12 protein-coding genes and 1 pseudogene are annotated in these 17,728 nt (G+C 55.3%); 6 read left to right on the top strand and 7 right to left on the bottom strand.

The features are described 5' to 3' along the window. The 7 genes from AOY24_RS18110 to lrp all read right to left on the bottom strand — a co-directional run. A partial coding sequence (locus AOY24_RS18110) for a DMSO/selenate family reductase complex B subunit (protein WP_054177106.1) occupies nucleotides 1-521 on the bottom strand: 521 nt, incomplete at its 3' end. A 10-nt stretch (nucleotides 522-531) separates the two neighbouring features. Continuing rightward, entirely contained in the window at nucleotides 532-2,976 is a 2,445-nt protein-coding gene (gene dmsA / locus AOY24_RS18105; protein WP_054177105.1) for a dimethylsulfoxide reductase subunit A, read from the bottom strand. A gap of 232 nt (nucleotides 2,977-3,208) precedes the next feature. Beyond that, nucleotides 3,209-4,501, bottom strand: coding sequence for a serine--tRNA ligase (serS, locus tag AOY24_RS18100; protein WP_043001203.1), 1,293 nt, complete (start codon nucleotides 4,499-4,501; stop codon nucleotides 3,209-3,211). A 92-nt stretch (nucleotides 4,502-4,593) separates the two neighbouring features. Further along, the gene (gene rarA, locus AOY24_RS18095; RefSeq protein ID WP_043001204.1) at nucleotides 4,594-5,937 is read right to left on the bottom strand and encodes a replication-associated recombination protein RarA; all 1,344 of its coding nucleotides are present in this window, start codon (nucleotides 5,935-5,937) and stop codon (nucleotides 4,594-4,596) included. An 8-nt stretch (nucleotides 5,938-5,945) separates the two neighbouring features. Continuing rightward, complete coding sequence (lolA, locus tag AOY24_RS18090; protein ID WP_044256345.1) at nucleotides 5,946-6,557, bottom strand: outer membrane lipoprotein chaperone LolA; 612 nt, start codon at nucleotides 6,555-6,557, stop codon at nucleotides 5,946-5,948. 111 nt (nucleotides 6,558-6,668) lie between these two features. Beyond that, nucleotides 6,669-10,652, bottom strand: coding sequence for a DNA translocase FtsK (gene ftsK / locus AOY24_RS18085; protein WP_054177104.1), 3,984 nt, complete (start codon nucleotides 10,650-10,652; stop codon nucleotides 6,669-6,671). A 134-nt stretch (nucleotides 10,653-10,786) separates the two neighbouring features. Continuing rightward, a complete protein-coding gene (lrp, locus tag AOY24_RS18080; RefSeq protein WP_000228469.1) occupies nucleotides 10,787-11,281 on the bottom strand; it encodes a leucine-responsive transcriptional regulator Lrp in 495 nt (164 codons plus the stop codon). A gap of 546 nt (nucleotides 11,282-11,827) precedes the next feature. Here lrp and trxB point away from each other — a divergent pair. The 6 genes and pseudogenes from trxB to infA all read left to right on the top strand — a co-directional run bounded on the left by trxB (nucleotide 11,828) and on the right by infA (nucleotide 17,661). Then, the gene (trxB, locus tag AOY24_RS18075) at nucleotides 11,828-12,796 is read left to right on the top strand and encodes a thioredoxin-disulfide reductase (RefSeq protein WP_054177103.1); all 969 of its coding nucleotides are present in this window, start codon (nucleotides 11,828-11,830) and stop codon (nucleotides 12,794-12,796) included. Between the two features lie 114 nt (nucleotides 12,797-12,910). Further along, nucleotides 12,911-14,677: a cysteine/glutathione ABC transporter permease/ATP-binding protein CydD gene (cydD, locus tag AOY24_RS18070; RefSeq protein WP_054177102.1), complete on the top strand. Its 1,767-nt coding sequence runs from the start codon at nucleotides 12,911-12,913 to the stop codon at nucleotides 14,675-14,677. Next, nucleotides 14,677-16,398, top strand: coding sequence for a cysteine/glutathione ABC transporter ATP-binding protein/permease CydC (gene cydC / locus AOY24_RS18065; protein ID WP_054177101.1), 1,722 nt, complete (start codon nucleotides 14,677-14,679; stop codon nucleotides 16,396-16,398). The genes cydD and cydC overlap by 1 nt, the downstream gene beginning before the upstream one ends. A 44-nt stretch (nucleotides 16,399-16,442) precedes the next feature. Then, on the top strand, nucleotides 16,443-17,147 hold the full coding sequence (gene aat / locus AOY24_RS18060) for a leucyl/phenylalanyl-tRNA--protein transferase (protein WP_044256350.1): 705 nt from the start codon (nucleotides 16,443-16,445) through the stop codon (nucleotides 17,145-17,147). A gap of 191 nt (nucleotides 17,148-17,338) precedes the next feature. Next, nucleotides 17,339-17,515 (top strand): annotated as a pseudogene (locus AOY24_RS25660) (hypothetical protein); the annotation flags it as partial. Further along, complete coding sequence (gene infA / locus AOY24_RS18055; protein WP_001040187.1) at nucleotides 17,443-17,661, top strand: translation initiation factor IF-1; 219 nt, start codon at nucleotides 17,443-17,445, stop codon at nucleotides 17,659-17,661. The pseudogene AOY24_RS25660 and the gene infA, both read left to right, overlap by 73 nt. Nucleotides 17,662-17,728: the final 67 nt, after the last annotated feature.

Here is a 17,728-nt window from a genome sequence, read left to right as displayed (position 1 = left end):
GCGCCAGGCAGCGGAGCAACCGCCGCCAGATCGCCGTGTTTCTGACGCAGTTCGTCGACAGGACCGAAATCCAGCGCACGTAGCGGACAAGATTCGACACAGATCGGTTTCTTGCCTTCCGCCACCCGGTCATGACAGCCGTCGCATTTGGTCATGTGGCCTTTGGCGGCGTTGTACTGCGGCGCGCCGTACGGACAGGCCATATGGCAATAACGACAGCCGATGCAGACATCTTCATCCACCACCACAAAGCCGTCTTCCCGTTTGTGCATCGCCCCGCTCGGACAGACCTTGGTACAGGCCGGATCTTCACAGTGGTTACAGGCAATAGAGAGATAATAGGCAAACACGTTCTGGTGCCAGACGCCGTTGTCTTCCTGCCAGTCTCCGCCCGCATATTCATAAATGCGGCGGAAGCTGACATCCGGGGTTAAGTCTTTGTAATCTTTACAGGCCAGTTCGCAGGTTTTACAACCGGTGCAACGGCTGGAATCAATAAAAAATCCATACTGGGTTGTCATCGGTTACTCCTTACACCTTCTCAACCTGAACAAGGTTCGTATGTGACGGGTTCCCCTTCGCCAGAGGAGACGGGCGCTGGGTGGTCAATACGTTGATACAGCCCCCCTGGTCAATGCGTTTGGCATCCGGGTCATACCAGGCCCCTTCCCCTAGCGCAACCACACCCGGCATCATCCGCGGCGTCACTTTCGCCTCAATATGTAGCTCTCCGCGACCATTGAAGATGCGCACCTTGTCGCCATTACGGATACCGCGTTTTTGCGCGTCCAGCGGGTTGATCCACATCTCCTGGCGGCACGACGCCTTCAGGACATCCACGTTGCCATAGGTGGAGTGAACGCGAGATTTATAGTGGAAGCCCGTGAGCTGCAATGGATAATCTTTGGTCAACGGATCGTTGTAGTTCTCAAAACCTGGCGTGTAGATCGGCAATGGATCGATGACATCGCCTTCCGGTAGTTCCCAGGTGGCGGCAATCTTAGCCAGTTCCTGCGAGTAGATCTCGATTTTACCTGACGGCGTGGTCAACGGATTGGCCTGCGGATCGTCACGGAACGCCTTATAGGCCACGTGATGTCCTTCCGGATCGCGCTGCTTGAACAGACCCTGCTTACGGAATTCCTCAAAGGTCGGCAGCGCCGGAATAGCTTTACGCGACTGTTCGTACAGATGACGCATCCATTCTTCCTGAGTGCGTCCTTCGGTAAACTGCTGCTCGACACCCAGACGCTTCGCCAGCTCGCTGGTCATTTCATAGATGGTTTTGCATTCAAAACGCGGCTTAATGGCCTGATCGGCGAAAATCACATAAGACATATTCCCGCAGGAAGCATCCAGCGCGAAGTCCATCTGTTCAGAAGCCGTGCAGTCCGGCAGCAGGATATCGGCATACTTCGCTGACGACGTCATGTGGCAGTCGATGACGACAATCATTTCGCACTTCTTGTCATCCTGCAGGATGTCGTGCGTGCGGTTGATCTCTGAGTGCTGGTTGATAAGACAGTTACCGGCGTAGTTCCAGATCATCTTAATCGGCACGTCGAGTTTATCTTTGCCGCGCACGCCATCACGCAGCGCAGTCATTTCCGGACCACGTTCAATCGCGTCGGTCCACATAAACATCGAGATACTGGTTTCTACCGGGTTTTCCAGCGTTGACATCCGAACAAACGGCAGACCGTAAGAGCCTTCACGTGCACCGCTGTTGCCGCCGTTGATCCCGACGTTACCGGTTAAAATAGCCAGCATTGAAATGGCACGAGTGGCGATTTCACCGTTCGCATGGCGCTGCGGTCCCCATCCCTGGCTGATATAGGCTGGTTTTGCGCTGCCGATTTCTCGCGCCAGTTTGATAATACGGTCTGCCGGAATGCCGGTAATTTGCGCTGCCCACTCAGGCGTTTTTGGCGTACCGTCAGTCCCCTGCCCGAGAATATAGGCCTTATAGTGGCCATTCTTCGGCGCGCTGGCTGGCAACGTTTTCTCGTCGTAGCCCACACAGTACTTATCGAGGAACGGCTGATCGACCATATTCTCAGTAATCAGCACATAAGCCAGCGCATTCACCAGCGCCGCATCGGTACCCGGACGAATCGGGATCCATTCATCTTCACGACCGGCCCCGGTATCGGTATAGCGCGGATCGATAATAATCATCCGGGCATTCGATTTCTGTCGCGCCTGTTCCAGATAGTAGGTCACCCCACCGCCGCTCATACGGGTTTCGCCAGGGTTGTTACCGAACAGCACTACCAGCTTACTGTTTTCGATGTCCGATGGGCTGTTACCATCCGCCCAACCGCCATAGGTGTAGTTCAGACCCGCCGCGATTTGTGCGGAAGAGTAGTCGCCGTAGTGGTTCAAATAACCGCCGCAGCAGTTCATCAGACGCGCCACCAGGGTATTTCCCGGCGGCCAGGAACGGGTCATCGTACCGCCCAGCGTACCGGTGCCGTAGTTCAGATAGATAGACTCGTTACCGTAGTCTTTAATCAGACGCTGCATGTTGCTGGCGATGATGTCGTAAGCCTCATCCCAGGTGATGCGCTCGAATTTGCCTTCTCCGCGTTTACCGACGCGTTTCATCGGGTATTTCAGACGATCCGGGTTATAGACGCGACGACGCATGGAACGTCCACGCAGACAGGCACGCACCTGATGCAAACCGTCGTAGTTGTCATCACCGGTGTTGTCGGTTTCAACGTATTTGATTTCGCCATCCACAACATGCATGCGCAACGGGCAACGACTCCCGCAGTTTACGGTACAGGCGCTCCAGACGACTTTTTCGCTGGCTTGTGCCGGACTCAGGGCTTCGGCAGCATTAGCGATACGGGTAAATGGCAGGGTAAACGCGCTGCTGGCCATCGCCAGTCCGCCAATCGCCGTCGTTTTGACCAAACCGCGACGACTCACCTCCGCTGCCATCACGGCATCAGGGATCTTCGTTTTCATAAAGGCTCACTCTGCTTGCTTACAGTAAAAAAACAGAAATTGATATTATTATTTGAGTAGTTAAGCAACGTTATATAGTTCTACATACAACGTATTTACAGGATAACAGTGCAAAATGCTGAATTTCATTCGAAAGTAATATTACCCCTAAGGGGGTAATGATTATTGTCCGGCGTCAAACAGGCATAAAAAAAGCGCCCAAAGGCGCTTTTTAGAAAGAGTGAAGCGAGGATTAACCGATATATTCCAGTCCGTTCATGTACGGACGCAACACTTCCGGCACTTCGATACGGCCATCAGCCTGCTGGTAGTTTTCCATCACCGCCACCAGCGTACGACCAACCGCCAGACCAGAACCGTTCAGAGTATGCACCAGACGGGTCTTTTTGTCGGACTTGCTGCGGCAGCGAGCCTGCATACGGCGCGCCTGGAAATCCCAGACGTTAGAGCAGGATGAAATCTCGCGGTAGGTATTCTGCGCCGGTACCCACACTTCCAGATCGTAGGTTTTGCATGCGCCAAAGCCCATGTCGCCGGTGCAAAGAATGATTTTGCGATAGGGCAGACCCAGCAGTTGCAGCACTTTCTCCGCATGACCGGTCATCTCTTCCAGCGCTGCCATTGAATCTTCCGGGCGAACGATCTGTACCATTTCAACTTTGTCGAACTGGTGCATACGGATCAGGCCACGGGTATCACGACCGTAGGAACCCGCTTCAGAGCGGAAGCACGGTGTGTGCGCCGTCATTTTGATCGGCAGTTGGTCTTCGTCGATGATCTCATCACGCACCAGGTTGGTCAGCGGCACTTCTGCCGTCGGGATCAACGCGTAGTTGCTGCTGTCAGCCTCTTCTTCCAGCGGACGCGTGTGGAACAGATCGCCAGCAAATTTCGGCAACTGCCCCGTGCCGTACAGGGTGTCATGGTTGACCAGATACGGCACATAGTTTTCGCTGTAGCCATGCTGTTCGGTATGGAGATCGAGCATAAATTGCGAGAGCGCACGGTGCATACGGGCAATCTGCCCTTTCATCACCACGAAGCGGGAACCCGTCAGCTTAACGGCAGCAGCGAAATCCAGACCGGAATGCATTTCGCCCAGCGTGACGTGATCGCGAACCTCAAAGTCGAACTCGCGCGGGGTACCCCAGCGGCTGACTTCAACGTTATCGTTCTCGTCTTTACCGACCGGCACTTCGTCTGCAGGCAGGTTAGGAATGGCCAGCGCGATATCGCGGATCTCAGCCTGTAAAACATCCAGCTCCGCTTTTGCGGCATCCAGCTCTTCGCCCAGTTTGTTCACTTCCAGACGTAAAGGCTCGATATCTTCCCCGCGCGCTTTCGCCTGGCCGATGGATTTCGATCGAGAGTTACGCTCTGCCTGCAGGTTTTCAGTATTGACCTGCAAAACTTTACGACGCTCTTCAAGAGCGCGCAGCTTATCTACATCCAGCTTAAAGCCCCGGCGTGCCAGTTTTTCAGCGACTGCGTCTGGCTCATTACGCAGCAGATTGGGATCGAGCATGCTTATCCTGTGCTTATCGAATTGAAATGGGAAAATGTGACCACAGCCTGCGGTCACAGGGATACAGTGCCAACATTACCGCAACGCCTGCGCTAACGGTAGCGTTTTATAGGGCTATTTTGATCCTGTCCGGCGAGCCAGGCGAGCTTTTCGCCAATCTTGCCCTCAAGACCTCTGTTTGTGGGGTGATAATAGCGTGTTTGTGCCATCTCCGGCGGGAAATATTCCTCGCCCGCGGCATAAGCATTCGGTTCGTCATGTGCATAACGATATTCCTGGCCGTAACCCATCTCTTTCATCAACTTCGTCGGCGCATTGCGCAGATGAACAGGTACGTCATAGTCAGGACGTTCACGGGCATCGGAGAGCGCCGCTTTAAAGGCGGTATACACCGCATTGCTTTTCGGTGCACAGGCCAGATAAACAATCGCCTGGGCGATGGCGCGCTCGCCTTCAGCAGGCCCCACACGCGTGAAGCAGTCCCAGGCGGAAATCGCCACCTGCATCGCACGCGGATCGGCATTGCCCACATCTTCGGAAGCAATCGCCAGGCAACGGCGCGCGACATACAGCGGATCCCCCCCGGCCGTAATGATACGTGCATACCAGTAAAGTGCCGCATCCGGCGCGCTGCCGCGAACTGATTTATGCAATGCGGAAATGAGATCGTAGAAGCGGTCGCCTTTGTTATCAAAACGCGCGCTGCGCTCACCGGCGATTTCGGTCAACAACGCGGGAAGCAGTACTCGCTTGCCGCTATCATCCACTTCGGCCATATCAGCCATCATTTCCAGGGTGTTCAATGCGCGGCGCGCATCACCATTGACCAGTTCCGCGATAGCTTTGCGGGTATCATCCGGCAGAACGATATCCTGGCCACCATAGCCCCGCGCCTTGTCTTCCATCGCCTGACGGAGAACCTGTTCGATATCTTCCGTGGTCAGCGATTTGAGCAAATAGACGCGCGCCCGCGACAACAGCGCAGAATTCAGTTCAAACGACGGGTTTTCGGTGGTTGCCCCGATAAAGGTGATCGTGCCGTCTTCAATATGCGGTAAGAACGCATCCTGTTGGCTTTTATTAAAGCGATGAACTTCGTCAACAAAAAGAATAGTGCGACGCCCGGCATGACGATTCTGACGGGCGCGTTCGATGGCTTCGCGGATCTCTTTCACGCCGGAGGTGACCGCCGATATCCGCTCAACGTCGGCATCGGCGTAGCGGGCAATCACTTCAGCGAGTGTCGTTTTCCCGGTTCCCGGCGGTCCCCACAAGATCATGGAGTGCAGATGTCCGGCTTCAATCGCACGCGGCAACGGTTTACCCGCAGCCAGCAGGTGCTGCTGACCAATATACTGCGCTAAATTTTCTGGCCGCATCCGCGCGGCCAGTGGCTGAAAGGTATTATCAGAAAAATCGAGCGACAGGTTGCTCACGCAGGCCTCTACTTACGTTGGTCGTCTACCGTTACGCCTTGCGGTGGAGTAAAGGTGAACTTCGATGCGTCAACGGCGCCATTCTGCTGTGATTTCAGCTGATAGCTGCTGCGCTGGTCATCCTGCTCCACGGCGCTGAACTGATGAATAGTCCCGTCACGGCCCACATTGATGGTGAACTGTTTCAGGTTACCGTTGCTGGTTTTCGGCGTCAGGACGAAGTCGTCACCGTTCTGCTTGATATTGTACTGTTGCCAGTCGCTGGACTGGTTGCGGGCAATCAGCATAAACGGCGTGTTGCCGGTGGCGTCTTTCAGCCAGGTCGCGGTGGCCTGCTCAACAAACGGGTTGAAGAACCACAGCGTTTTCCCATCAGAAACCAGAATGCTTTCATCAGGCTGCGTCATGTGCCAGTTAAACAGGTTCGGACGCTTCACCCACAAATCACCCTGACCTTCCTGAACAGCAGCGCCGCTGCCATCAGTCACTTTCTGTGTGAAGCTGGCGTGGAAGCTGCTTACTTTATCCAGACGACTTTTCAGATCGCTGGCGGCATCCGCCCAAACGCTGCTTACCACGAATCCTGAGAGTAATGCACAGGTGATTGCGATTTTTTTCATTGTTATTCCTCAAAATACGTCACTCCCGACCGGGAGATCCCTCTGCTATCCATTCCAGGCCAAAAATCAGCGTGAGGAAAGAAGACAATACTGAATTACGTAACTTTGCACTTAGTCAAACGGTGGTGGCGCCAGCACTTCACGATTGCCGTTATGGCCTTGTTCGCTGACGATTCCCTGCGCTTCCATCTGTTCGATAATGCGCGCCGCACGGTTGTAGCCAATACGGAACTGGCGCTGTACGCCGGAGATGGACGCTTTACGTTTCTCTGTCACAAAGTTGACAGCCTGATCGAATAACGGATCCAGCTCTTCGCCACCGTCAAAGCCACCGCCGCCGCCTTCGCTTTCGCTGTCGGAGGTGATGCCATCCACATACTGCGGACGCCCACGCGCCTTCCAGTCCTGCACCACCGCATGCACTTCCTGGTCACGGACAAATGCGCCGTGAACACGCACCGGCATGGTGGAGTTTGGCCCGGAGTAAAGCATATCCCCCATCCCCAGCAGCGATTCTGCACCGCCCTGATCGAGGATAGTACGCGAGTCAATCTTACTGGACACGGTGAAGGCAATACGTGTCGGTATGTTGGCTTTAATAAGACCGGTAATGACGTCAACCGATGGACGCTGTGTCGCCAGCACCAGGTGGATCCCGGCCGCACGGGCTTTTTGCGCCAGTCGGGCAATCAGCTCTTCAACTTTCTTACCGACGGTCATCATCAGGTCGGCAAATTCGTCAACCAGTACAACGATATACGGCAGTTTTTCCAGTACCGGATGCTGCGCATCCATACTGTCGCCCGGTTTCCAGTACGGGTCCGGAATTGGACGTCCCATCCGCGCGGCTTCGGCTATCTTCTCGTTGTAACCCGCAAGATTACGCACGCCCAGCGCAGACATCAGCTTGTAACGGCGTTCCATCTCGTTAACGCTCCAGCGCAGGGCGTTGGCGGCGTCTTTCATATCCGTGACGACTTCCGTCAGCAGATGCGGAATGCCTTCGTAAACCGACAGCTCCAGCATTTTCGGGTCGATCATGATGAAACGAACGTCTTCCGGCTGCGCCTTGTAAAGCATGCTGAGGATCATGGCGTTCACCCCAACCGATTTACCCGAACCGGTTGTTCCCGCCACCAGCAGGTGCGGCATTTTCGCCAGATCGGCTACCACCGGATCGCCGGCAATATCTTTACCCAACACGACGGTCAGCGGCGACGGGTTTTCACGGAACTTCGCGTTATCCAGCACTTCACGCAGGTAAACGGTCTGCCGTTTTTTGTTCGGCAATTCCAGGCCTACGTATGGTTTACCCGGAATCACTTCCACCACGCGCACCGCGACAGTCGACAACGAACGCGCCAGGTCACGAGAAAGGTTGGAAATACGCGCCGCTTTCACACCCGGCGCCAGATTCAGTTCAAAACGGGTGATCACCGGACCTGGCGAGTAATTCACCACATCGGCCTTGATGCGGAAATCAGCCAGGCGAGCTTCAACCAGGCGCGCCATTTGTTCCAGCGCGAAGGTATCAACCGGCTCCACTTCACTCGGTGGCTGCGTCAGCAGATCCAGTGAAGGCAGTGGCGTCGTCGGTTTCTGCAGCGGACGGCTGTCACCATTGCGCATCAGCAGCGGGTGAATCAGGCTTTCCTGCGGCTGAGGTGCAGCAGGTTGCTGCGTCACTATCGGCTGATGCGGTTGCTGATACTGTGGCTGCGGCGCTACCGGCTGTTGTGGTTGTTGATACTGCGGCTGCGGCGCTACCGGCTGTTGCGGCTGCTGATACTGCGGCTGTGGCGCTACCGGCTGTTGCGGCTGCTGATACTGCGGCTGCGGCGCTACCGGCTGTTGCGGCTGCTGATACTGCGGCGTTGTGGGTGGCTGAACAGGCGCAGACTCCGGCATTACGCCCGGTGTAAACAGCGGCTCATGCGGGCCGTTATCGACCAGCGTTTTCATGGGTGAAAACTCAAAATCATCCAGCGAGAATGGATTCGCTCCGGCAGGTTGCTCACCGGCGTAGCGCTGTTGCTGTGAAGAGGCAAACTGGCGCGCCAGTTCAGCTTCCGCAGCGGCATCTTCATCGTCGGCCTGCGTCGCCTCATGCTGATACACGTCGCCATAACGACTTTGCTGTGACTGAGCAAACTGACGAGCCAGTTCGTCCTGTTGCATGGCGTCGATTTCATCATCGCTATACTGCGGATCGTGTTGACCGGCTTCACGCGCTCTCTCCTCAGCCATACGCTGAGAAGGCAATTTAATACCATACGATGCCAGCTCACGGCGTGTCGGTACACGTACGCGATTGGGACGAGGCAGTTGCGGGCCAATCCCTTCTTTCACCTGCGGACGCGGCGCTCCGCCATTCGCGAGGCTGAAGACTGGCGCTGCAGCTGCCGCAGTCGCACCGGCTGATAAGGTCGCATCCTTCACGCTTGCAGCGATCGGCGCAATGGTCGCAGCGGTGTCAACAGGCGGTATAGAAGGCGCAGTTGACGGTGCAGGAACCACCGGTTCCGGCGCGTTAACAGGTTCAGGAATCGGCTGATACCACGCGGCCAGTTGCTCACGTTCACGCGCACGCTTCTCTTCCACTTCTTCAAAGTAGTACAGCGGCGGGCGCGCAGGTTTTGTCTCTTCGACTACCGGCTCAGGCTCAGTAATCGGAGCCTGCGGAACCACAGGTTCCTGTGGCGATAAAGGCTCCGGCTGATACACTGGCTGATGATAAACCGGCTGCTGGACAGGCTCGGGTTGATAAACCGGCTCGGGCTGCCAGGGTTGCTCTACCGTAGCTTGCGGTTGCTGCCACGGTTGTTGCGGTACGCCTGGCTGCGGATAACCAGCTTCAGGAGCCACAGACGCAGCATTTTGCGGTTCAGTCGGAACAGGCTGTTGCCATGTCTCATACTGCGCCTGTTGCGGCTGCGCGTACGGGTTGTGCGGCGGATAGCCTTCCGGCGCAGGAGCAATCACCGGCTCGCCGGTTTGCGGGCCTGGTACGGGTTGCCATGCAACCGCAGGTTGTACAGGAACGGTTTCTGCGCCTGGTACGGGCGGCGTTTGCATAATCGGATCGACCGGCGCAGCCCAGGCCTGAGTCGCAGCCGTAGCAGCCGCCGCAGCGGCGACGGGTTCGGTCACCGAATGACCGTTTAACAGCGGATCGTATTCATCATATTCCGGCTGTGTCGCACGATGCCCGGAGAACAGCACATCGCCAGGATCGGCCGCGACGCCGCGCGCGCTGTAGGCTATCTCATCGTCATCATCCATGCGTCTGCCGGAGAAGAGCGCCGCATCCGTCTGACGGCCATGCGGATTGATAAATTTTTCAGCCAGACGTTTACGGCGCGCCAGCGCACCGCGAAGAATACGCGCCCGACGGGATTCACGTTTCCCGCCCTCGACTTCATCTTCATACTCTTCATCGTCTTCGTATTCGTCGTCTTCTACCCAGGTATCATCACGACGGGTACGGTTGCTGGCAAAGGTCAGAATATTGAGCAGCCAGCCGCCAAGTTTTTCGGCGATGCTAACCCAGGACCAGCCGGTAAAGAGCGTCAGCCCTGCCGCCCACACGCATAGAAGCGTAATGGTGCCACCACTGCTGTGCAGCAACGGTTGCAGCGTGGTACTCAACAGACTGCCAATCACCCCGCCGGAGGCGAAGTACCAGATGTCATCGGCATTAATAGCGGCCAGACCACAGGAGGTAAGGATAAGCGCCAGCACGCCAATGATGCGCAGCGAGACGGCAAAATAGTCGATATAGTCATCGGTCGCCTGGTGACGCCAGGCAAACCAGCAGCCGCCCACAATGATGACAGGAATGGTGTACGCCATTATCCCAAAGATAAAGAACAGGGTATCCGCCAGCCATGCCCCCGGCGCCCCGCCCAAATTATGGATAGGCTCATGCCAGGCCGTTTGCGACCAACTGGGATCAGAAGGATTAAAGCTCAGTAAGGCTGCCATCAGCCAGACGGCAAAAAGGGCAATAAGAATCAGCAACGCCTCCAGAAGTCGGCGCCCGCTGCTTAACTTTGTCAATGTGACTTCTTTGTCTTCAGTGTATTCCTGGCTCAAAAAAGGCTCTCCAGGTTTCGGGCTTTTCCTGCCCGATGCTAAAACGGACAACAGCACCGGGTTACCCCGGCACTGTTGCTGTATGGATTAACAGGAGTGTAATCAAAATACGCCGATTTTGCACCTGTTCCGTATTAGCGCGTCTTAATAACCAGACGATTACTCTGTTTGACTTCTTCCATTACCACGTAAGTACGGGTGTCATTGACGCCAGGCAGACGCAGCAGGGTTTCCCCCAGCAGCTTACGGTAGGCTGACATGTCCGGCACACGTGTTTTCAACAGGTAGTCGAAATCGCCAGACACCAAATGACACTCTTGAATTTCTTCAAGTTTTTGTACTGCGGCGTTGAATTGTTCAAACACATCCGGAGCGCCACGATTCAGAGTAATCTCAACAAATACCAGAAGTGATGCATCCAGATAATGCGGGTTTAACAGCGCTGTATAGCCCTGAATGAAACCCTGTCTTTCCAGACGACGCACACGCTCAAGGCAGGGCGTCGGGGAAAGTCCCACTCGTTTAGAAAGCTCGACGTTAGAAATACGCCCATCCTTTTGCAGCTCATTAAGAATGTTACGATCAATACGGTCGAGATCTTTGCCAGGGCGCTTCTTGCTATCTACCATTATTATTGTCTCTCTGTATTCCTTCCCTACTCCTGCCTGACTCATCAAACATCATTGTCGAGAGTCGATGCCCATCACAATAGACCGAACCCAAGAGGATTAGCGGCGCGCAATGCCTGGGTCTATAGTGAGAAGACCGTTGCCTGACGGCAGCTATCGACATCACGAATGGCGTCTGTCCACACCATGCGTAGATTTCGCTAGCCCGGTAAACATGGTATTTATATGCATGATTATGCGGCACACACACAACACTGTTTTTTTCTTCCTCGAATGTTTTCGCAAAACAGCAGGTGATTGTCAAAGCAAAACATCGATTTTTAGTACAACATGCCAGTTATTCATTAGGCGTTAAGATGATTCATCATTTTATCACCTTATAACTGAGGGATTTTAAGTAGAATTCGTTATGGCGTGACTGCAGATTTGTTCACTCATTGGCCTCGTCTATTCCACAAATTGTTAACAAAATCGCTATACCCTTTTTTTACGCCGTCAAATTCCCTACAATCCAGCCCATTGCCTGCCAACAACAATGAGGATCTCATGGGCACGACCAAACACAGTAAACTGCTTATCCTGGGTTCCGGCCCGGCGGGATATACCGCAGCGGTCTATGCTGCGCGCGCAAACCTGCAGCCGGTACTGATTACCGGTATGGAAAAAGGCGGTCAACTGACCACCACCACAGAAGTGGAAAACTGGCCGGGCGATCCGAATGATCTGACCGGACCACTGCTGATGGAACGTATGCACGAGCATGCGACTAAGTTTGAAACCGAGATCATCTTCGATCACATCAATAAAGTGGACCTGCAAAACCGTCCGTTCCGTCTGACCGGTGACAGTGCAGAGTACACCTGTGATGCGCTAATCATCGCTACCGGTGCGTCCGCTCGTTATCTCGGTCTGCCGTCAGAAGAGGCATTCAAAGGCCGTGGCGTTTCTGCCTGCGCTACCTGCGACGGTTTTTTCTATCGTAACCAGAAAGTCGCGGTTATCGGTGGCGGTAACACAGCCGTCGAAGAAGCGCTGTATCTGGCAAACATCGCCTCTGAAGTTCACCTGATTCACCGTCGTGACGGCTTCCGCGCGGAAAAAATTCTGATTAAGCGTCTGATGGACAAAGTGGAGAACGGCAACATCGTGTTGCACACCCACCGCACGCTGGAAGAAGTGACCGGCGATCAGATGGGCGTCACGGGTCTGCGCCTGCGTGATACGCAGAATGCGGACAACATTGAGTCGCTGGATGTCGCAGGGCTGTTTGTTGCCATCGGCCACAGCCCGAACACGGCGATTTTCGAAGGACAGCTTGAGCTGGAAAACGGCTACATTAAAGTGCAGTCCGGGAGTCACGGTAACGCGACCCAGACCAGCATCCCGGGCGTCTTTGCTGCGGGCGACGTGATGGACCACATTTACCGTCAGGCTATCACCTCCGCAGGCACCGGTTGTATGGCTGCGCTGGATGCTGAACGCTACCTCGACGGTTTAGCCGACGCGTGCAAATAGTTTTTACAAATCAGCAACAAAAGTAAATAAGGCGACTATAGGTCGCCTTTATTTTTGCCCCGTTGTAACATTGCCCTGGCAAAAAATTCTGATAACTCACCTGCAAAGCGCGCAATGAATAAAACTCGTCAACAAGAGCTAACCCGCTGGTTAAAACAGCAAAGTGTCATTTCCCAACGCTGGCTTATGATTTCCCGTCTGCTGGGGTTTGTGAGTGGCGTACTGATTGTCGCTCAGGCCTGGATCATGGCTCGCATTCTGCAACATATGATCATGGAAAATATCCCGCGCGAGGCGTTGCTGTTGCCATTTGTCGTGCTGGTGCTGATCTTTATCCTCCGTGCCTGGGTCGTCTGGTTACGCGAACGCGTCGGATTCCATGCGGGCCAACACATCCGGTTTGAGATCCGCCGCCAGGTGCTCGACCGCCTGCAACAGGCCGGTCCGGCGTGGATCCAGGGAAAACCCGCAGGAAGCTGGGCCACGCTGGTGCTGGAACAGATTGACGATATGCACGACTACTACGCTCGTTATCTGCCGCAGATGGCGCTGGCGGTGTGTGTGCCCATCCTGATTGTCGCGGCTATTTTTCCGTCAAACTGGGCCGCCGCGTTGATCCTTCTCGGCACCGCGCCGCTGATCCCTCTGTTCATGGCGATGGTCGGTATGGGCGCTGCTGATGCTAACCGGCGTAATTTCCTCGCCCTGGCGCGTCTGAGCGGACATTTCCTCGATCGCTTACGCGGAATGGAGACCCTGCGCATTTTTGGCCGTGGTGAAGCTGAAACCGAAAGCATTCGCGTCGCCTCGCAAGATTTCCGCCAGCGCACGATGGAAGTCCTGCGCCTCGCCTTTTTATCCTCGGGCGTACTGGAGTTTTTTACCTCGCTTTCCATTGCGCTGGTCGCGGTTTACTTTGGTTTTTCCTACCTCGGCGAACTTAATTTCGGCCACTACGGCACGGGCGTCACGCTGGCAGCAGGCTTCCTCGCCCTTATTCTGGCCCCTGAGTTTTTCCAGCCGCTGCGCGATTTGGGGACGTTTTATCACGCTAAAGCACAGGCGGTTGGCGCGGCAGACAGCCTGAAGACTTTTATGGAAACGCCGCTCGCCCATCCTGAACAAGGTGATGTGGAACTATCCACGCAAGAACCTGTTTCCATTGACGCCGTCGATCTCATCATTACATCGCCAGAAGGTAAGACCCTGGCGGGACCACTGAACTTCTCCCTCGCTGCCGGGCAGCGTGTCGTGCTGGTCGGTCGCAGCGGTTCGGGTAAGAGTTCTCTGCTGAATGCGCTTTCCGGCTTCCTCTCTTATCAGGGATCGCTGCGCATTAACGGGATGGAACTTCGCGATTTGTCGCCAGAGTCCTGGCGTAAGCATCTCTCCTGGGTGGGGCAAAACCCGCAGTTGCCCGCGGCGACGATACGGGAAAACGTTCTTCTGGCTCGCCCGAATGCCAGTGAGCAAGAGTTGCGTGCCGCGCTCGACAGCGCCTGGGTCAGTGAATTCCTGCCGCTGTTACCACAGGGCGTGAATACGCCCGTTGGCGATCAGGCCGGACGTCTGTCCGTTGGTCAGGCGCAACGCGTGGCAGTAGCTCGTGCGCTCCTTAATCCCTGCAAGTTGCTGCTGCTGGATGAGCCGGCTGCCAGCCTGGATGCCCATAGCGAACAGCGGGTCATGCAGGCGCTGAAAGCGGCCTCAAAACGCCAGACCACCCTGATGGTCACGCACCAGCTTGAAGATCTGGCTGACTGGGACACGATTTGGGTGATGCAGGACGGACAGATTATCGAACAGGGCTCCTGGGCCGAACTGAGTACCGCCAATGGCGCATTTGCGACGCTGTTGGCCCATCGTCAGGAGGAAATCTAATGCGCGCGCTACTGCCTTATCTGACGCTCTATAAACGTCACAAATGGATGTTAACGCTGGGCATCGTGCTGGCGATCATCACCCTGCTCGCCAGCATTGGCCTGCTGACGCTGTCCGGCTGGTTCCTCTCTGCGTCAGCCGTCGCGGGCTTTGCCGGTATCTACAGTTTTAACTATATGCTGCCTGCCGCAGGCGTGCGCGGTGCGGCTATTACCCGGACTGCCGGACGCTATTTTGAGCGGCTGGTCAGCCATGATGCCACCTTCCGCGTGCTGCAACATTTACGTATTCACACCTTTAGCAAGCTGCTGCCGCTCTCCCCTGCCGGGCTGGCTCGTTATCGTCAGGGTGAACTGTTGAACCGCATTGTGGCGGATGTGGATACGCTGGATCACCTCTACCTGCGCGTCATCTCCCCCCTGGTGGGAGCCTTCGTGGTGATTATGGTTGTGACGATCGGTCTGAGCGTGCTGGATGTCACCCTCGCCTGCACCCTCGGCGGCGTGATGCTGCTGACGCTGTTTATTATGCCGCCGGTGTTTTATCGCGCCGGGAAAACCACTGGACAAAACCTGACGCACCTGCGCGGACAGTATCGCCAGCAGTTGACCTCATGGTTACAGGGTCAGGCTGAACTGACCATTTTCGGCGCCAGCGACCGCTACCGCGCACAGATGGAGGCCACCGAGTTACAGTGGCACGAAGCGCAGCGCCGCCAGTCTGAACTGACGGCACTGTCACAGGCGCTGATGTTGCTCATCGGTGCCATTGCCATTTTGCTGATGTTGTGGATGTCGGCAGGCGGCGTAGGGGATAACGCTCAGCCTGGCGCGCTGATTGCCCTGTTTGTCTTTTGCGCGCTGGCAGCATTTGAAGCGCTGGCTCCGGTTACCGGCGCATTCCAGCATCTGGGACAGGTCATCGCCTCCGCCATGCGGATCACCGAACTGACCGAACAGAAGCCGGAAGTCACTTTCCCGACTGACGTATCCGACGTCCCGGATCAGGTCACTCTGACGCTGCGTGACGTTTCATTCAGCTACCCCGAACAGGCGCAAAAGGCGCTGGATTCGCTCTCCCTGCAGGTGAATCCAGGCGAGCATATCGCCATTCTTGGGCGCACCGGGTGCGGTAAATCGACATTACTTCAACTGCTCACGCGCGCGTGGGATCCGCAGCAGGGCGAGATCCTGCTCAACGGTTGTTCGATTGCAACCCTGAATGAAGCGACGCTGCGCAAGACCATCAGCGTTGTGCCGCAGCGCGTGCACTTATTCAGCGCCACCCTGCGCGACAACCTGCTGCTTGCGGCGCCTGACGCCAGTGACGACCAGCTGACAGACACGCTGCGCCGCGTCGGGCTGGAGAAACTCCTGGACGATGCTGGCCTCAACAGTTGGCTGGGCGAAGGCGGTCGTCAGCTATCCGGTGGCGAACTGCGTCGTCTGGCGATCGCCCGTGCGCTTTTGCACGATGCGCCGCTGATGCTGCTTGATGAACCGACGGAAGGCCTGGATGCGACGACCGAAAGCCAAATGCTTGAATTGCTGGCAGAGGTGATGCGCGATAAAACGTTACTGATGGTGACGCATCGCCTGCGCGGGCTCGCGCGTTTTGATCAAATAATAGTGATGGACAACGGCCAAATTATTGAGCAAGGTAATCACGCAGATCTGTTAGCGCAGCAGGGTCGTTATTACCAGTTTAAGCAAGGTCTGTAAGCTATTATTGAACGATCCGACTCGCGTACTGGAGTTCTGCTGTCATGCGCCTGGTTCAGCTTTCCCGACACTCTATCGCCTTCCCTTCGCCGGAGGGCGCTTTACGCGAGCCAAACGGCCTGCTGGCGCTTGGAGGCGATCTCAGCCCTGCGCGCCTGCTGATGGCCTATCAACGCGGTATTTTTCCGTGGTTTTCGCCTGGCGACCCTATTCTTTGGTGGTCACCGGATCCCCGCGCCATTCTGTGGCCTGACGCGTTTCATGTCAGCCGCAGCATGAAGCGCTTTCATAAGCGTTCTCCGTATCGCGTCACACTGAATTATGCGTTTGGCCAGGTCATCGAAGGGTGCGCCAACGATCGCGATGAAGGGACATGGATCACCCAGGGCGTGGTGGAGGCCTATCATCGACTGCACGAACTGGGACATGCGCATTCCATTGAGGTCTGGCGTGAAAATACGCTGGTTGGCGGGATGTATGGCGTTTCCCAGGGGGCGCTGTTTTGCGGCGAATCGATGTTCAGCCGACAAGAGAATGCGTCAAAAACCGCACTGCTGGTTTTTTGCGCAGAATTTGTTCGGCAAGGCGGTAAATTAATGGATTGTCAGGTGCTCAATAGTCATACCGAATCGTTAGGCGCGGTCGAAATTCCGCGTCGGGTGTATCTGGAACACCTCGATGCATTACGCCAGCAACGTTTACCTCGCGATTTTTGGGTCCCTCGCACGTTATTTTTGCCCCAGGGGTGAATGTTTTCGGCACATTTTTTATCAGGGTGTTATAATTGCGGTCGCAGAGTTGGTTTAGCCCATTACCCCGCTGCCGTTAAGGATCCGTTCGCGTCAGGTAACGCCATCGTTTATCTCATCGCTCCCTTATACGTTGCGCTTCACGTGCGGCTTTGTCGTGTGTTTTTGAAGCGAATCGGAGTAATGCGCCAAATTTTGTTTGCTGCGTTTTAAACGTGCAAATCTTTACTTATTAAAAGAACTTCGGCATTATCTTGCCGGTTCAAATTACGGTAGTGATACCCCAGAGGATTAGATGGCCAAAGAAGACAATATTGAAATGCAGGGTACCGTTCTCGAAACGTTACCTAATACCATGTTCCGCGTAGAGTTAGAAAACGGTCACGTGGTTACTGCACACATCTCCGGTAAAATGCGTAAAAACTACATCCGCATCCTGACGGGCGACAAAGTGACTGTTGAGCTGACCCCGTACGACCTGAGCAAAGGCCGCATTGTCTTCCGTAGTCGCTGATTGTTTTCACGCCCGAATGGCGTCCAGATGATAAAAGGTCGGTTAAGCCGGCCTTTTTTGTTGCATG

The organism is Citrobacter sp. CtB7.12 (genome assembly GCF_001297795.1).
Classification (GTDB): domain Bacteria; phylum Pseudomonadota; class Gammaproteobacteria; order Enterobacterales; family Enterobacteriaceae; genus Citrobacter_A; species Citrobacter_A amalonaticus.
The sequence above is the reverse complement of the archived record's forward strand: the minus strand, read 5'-3'. Positions and strand labels throughout refer to the sequence as shown.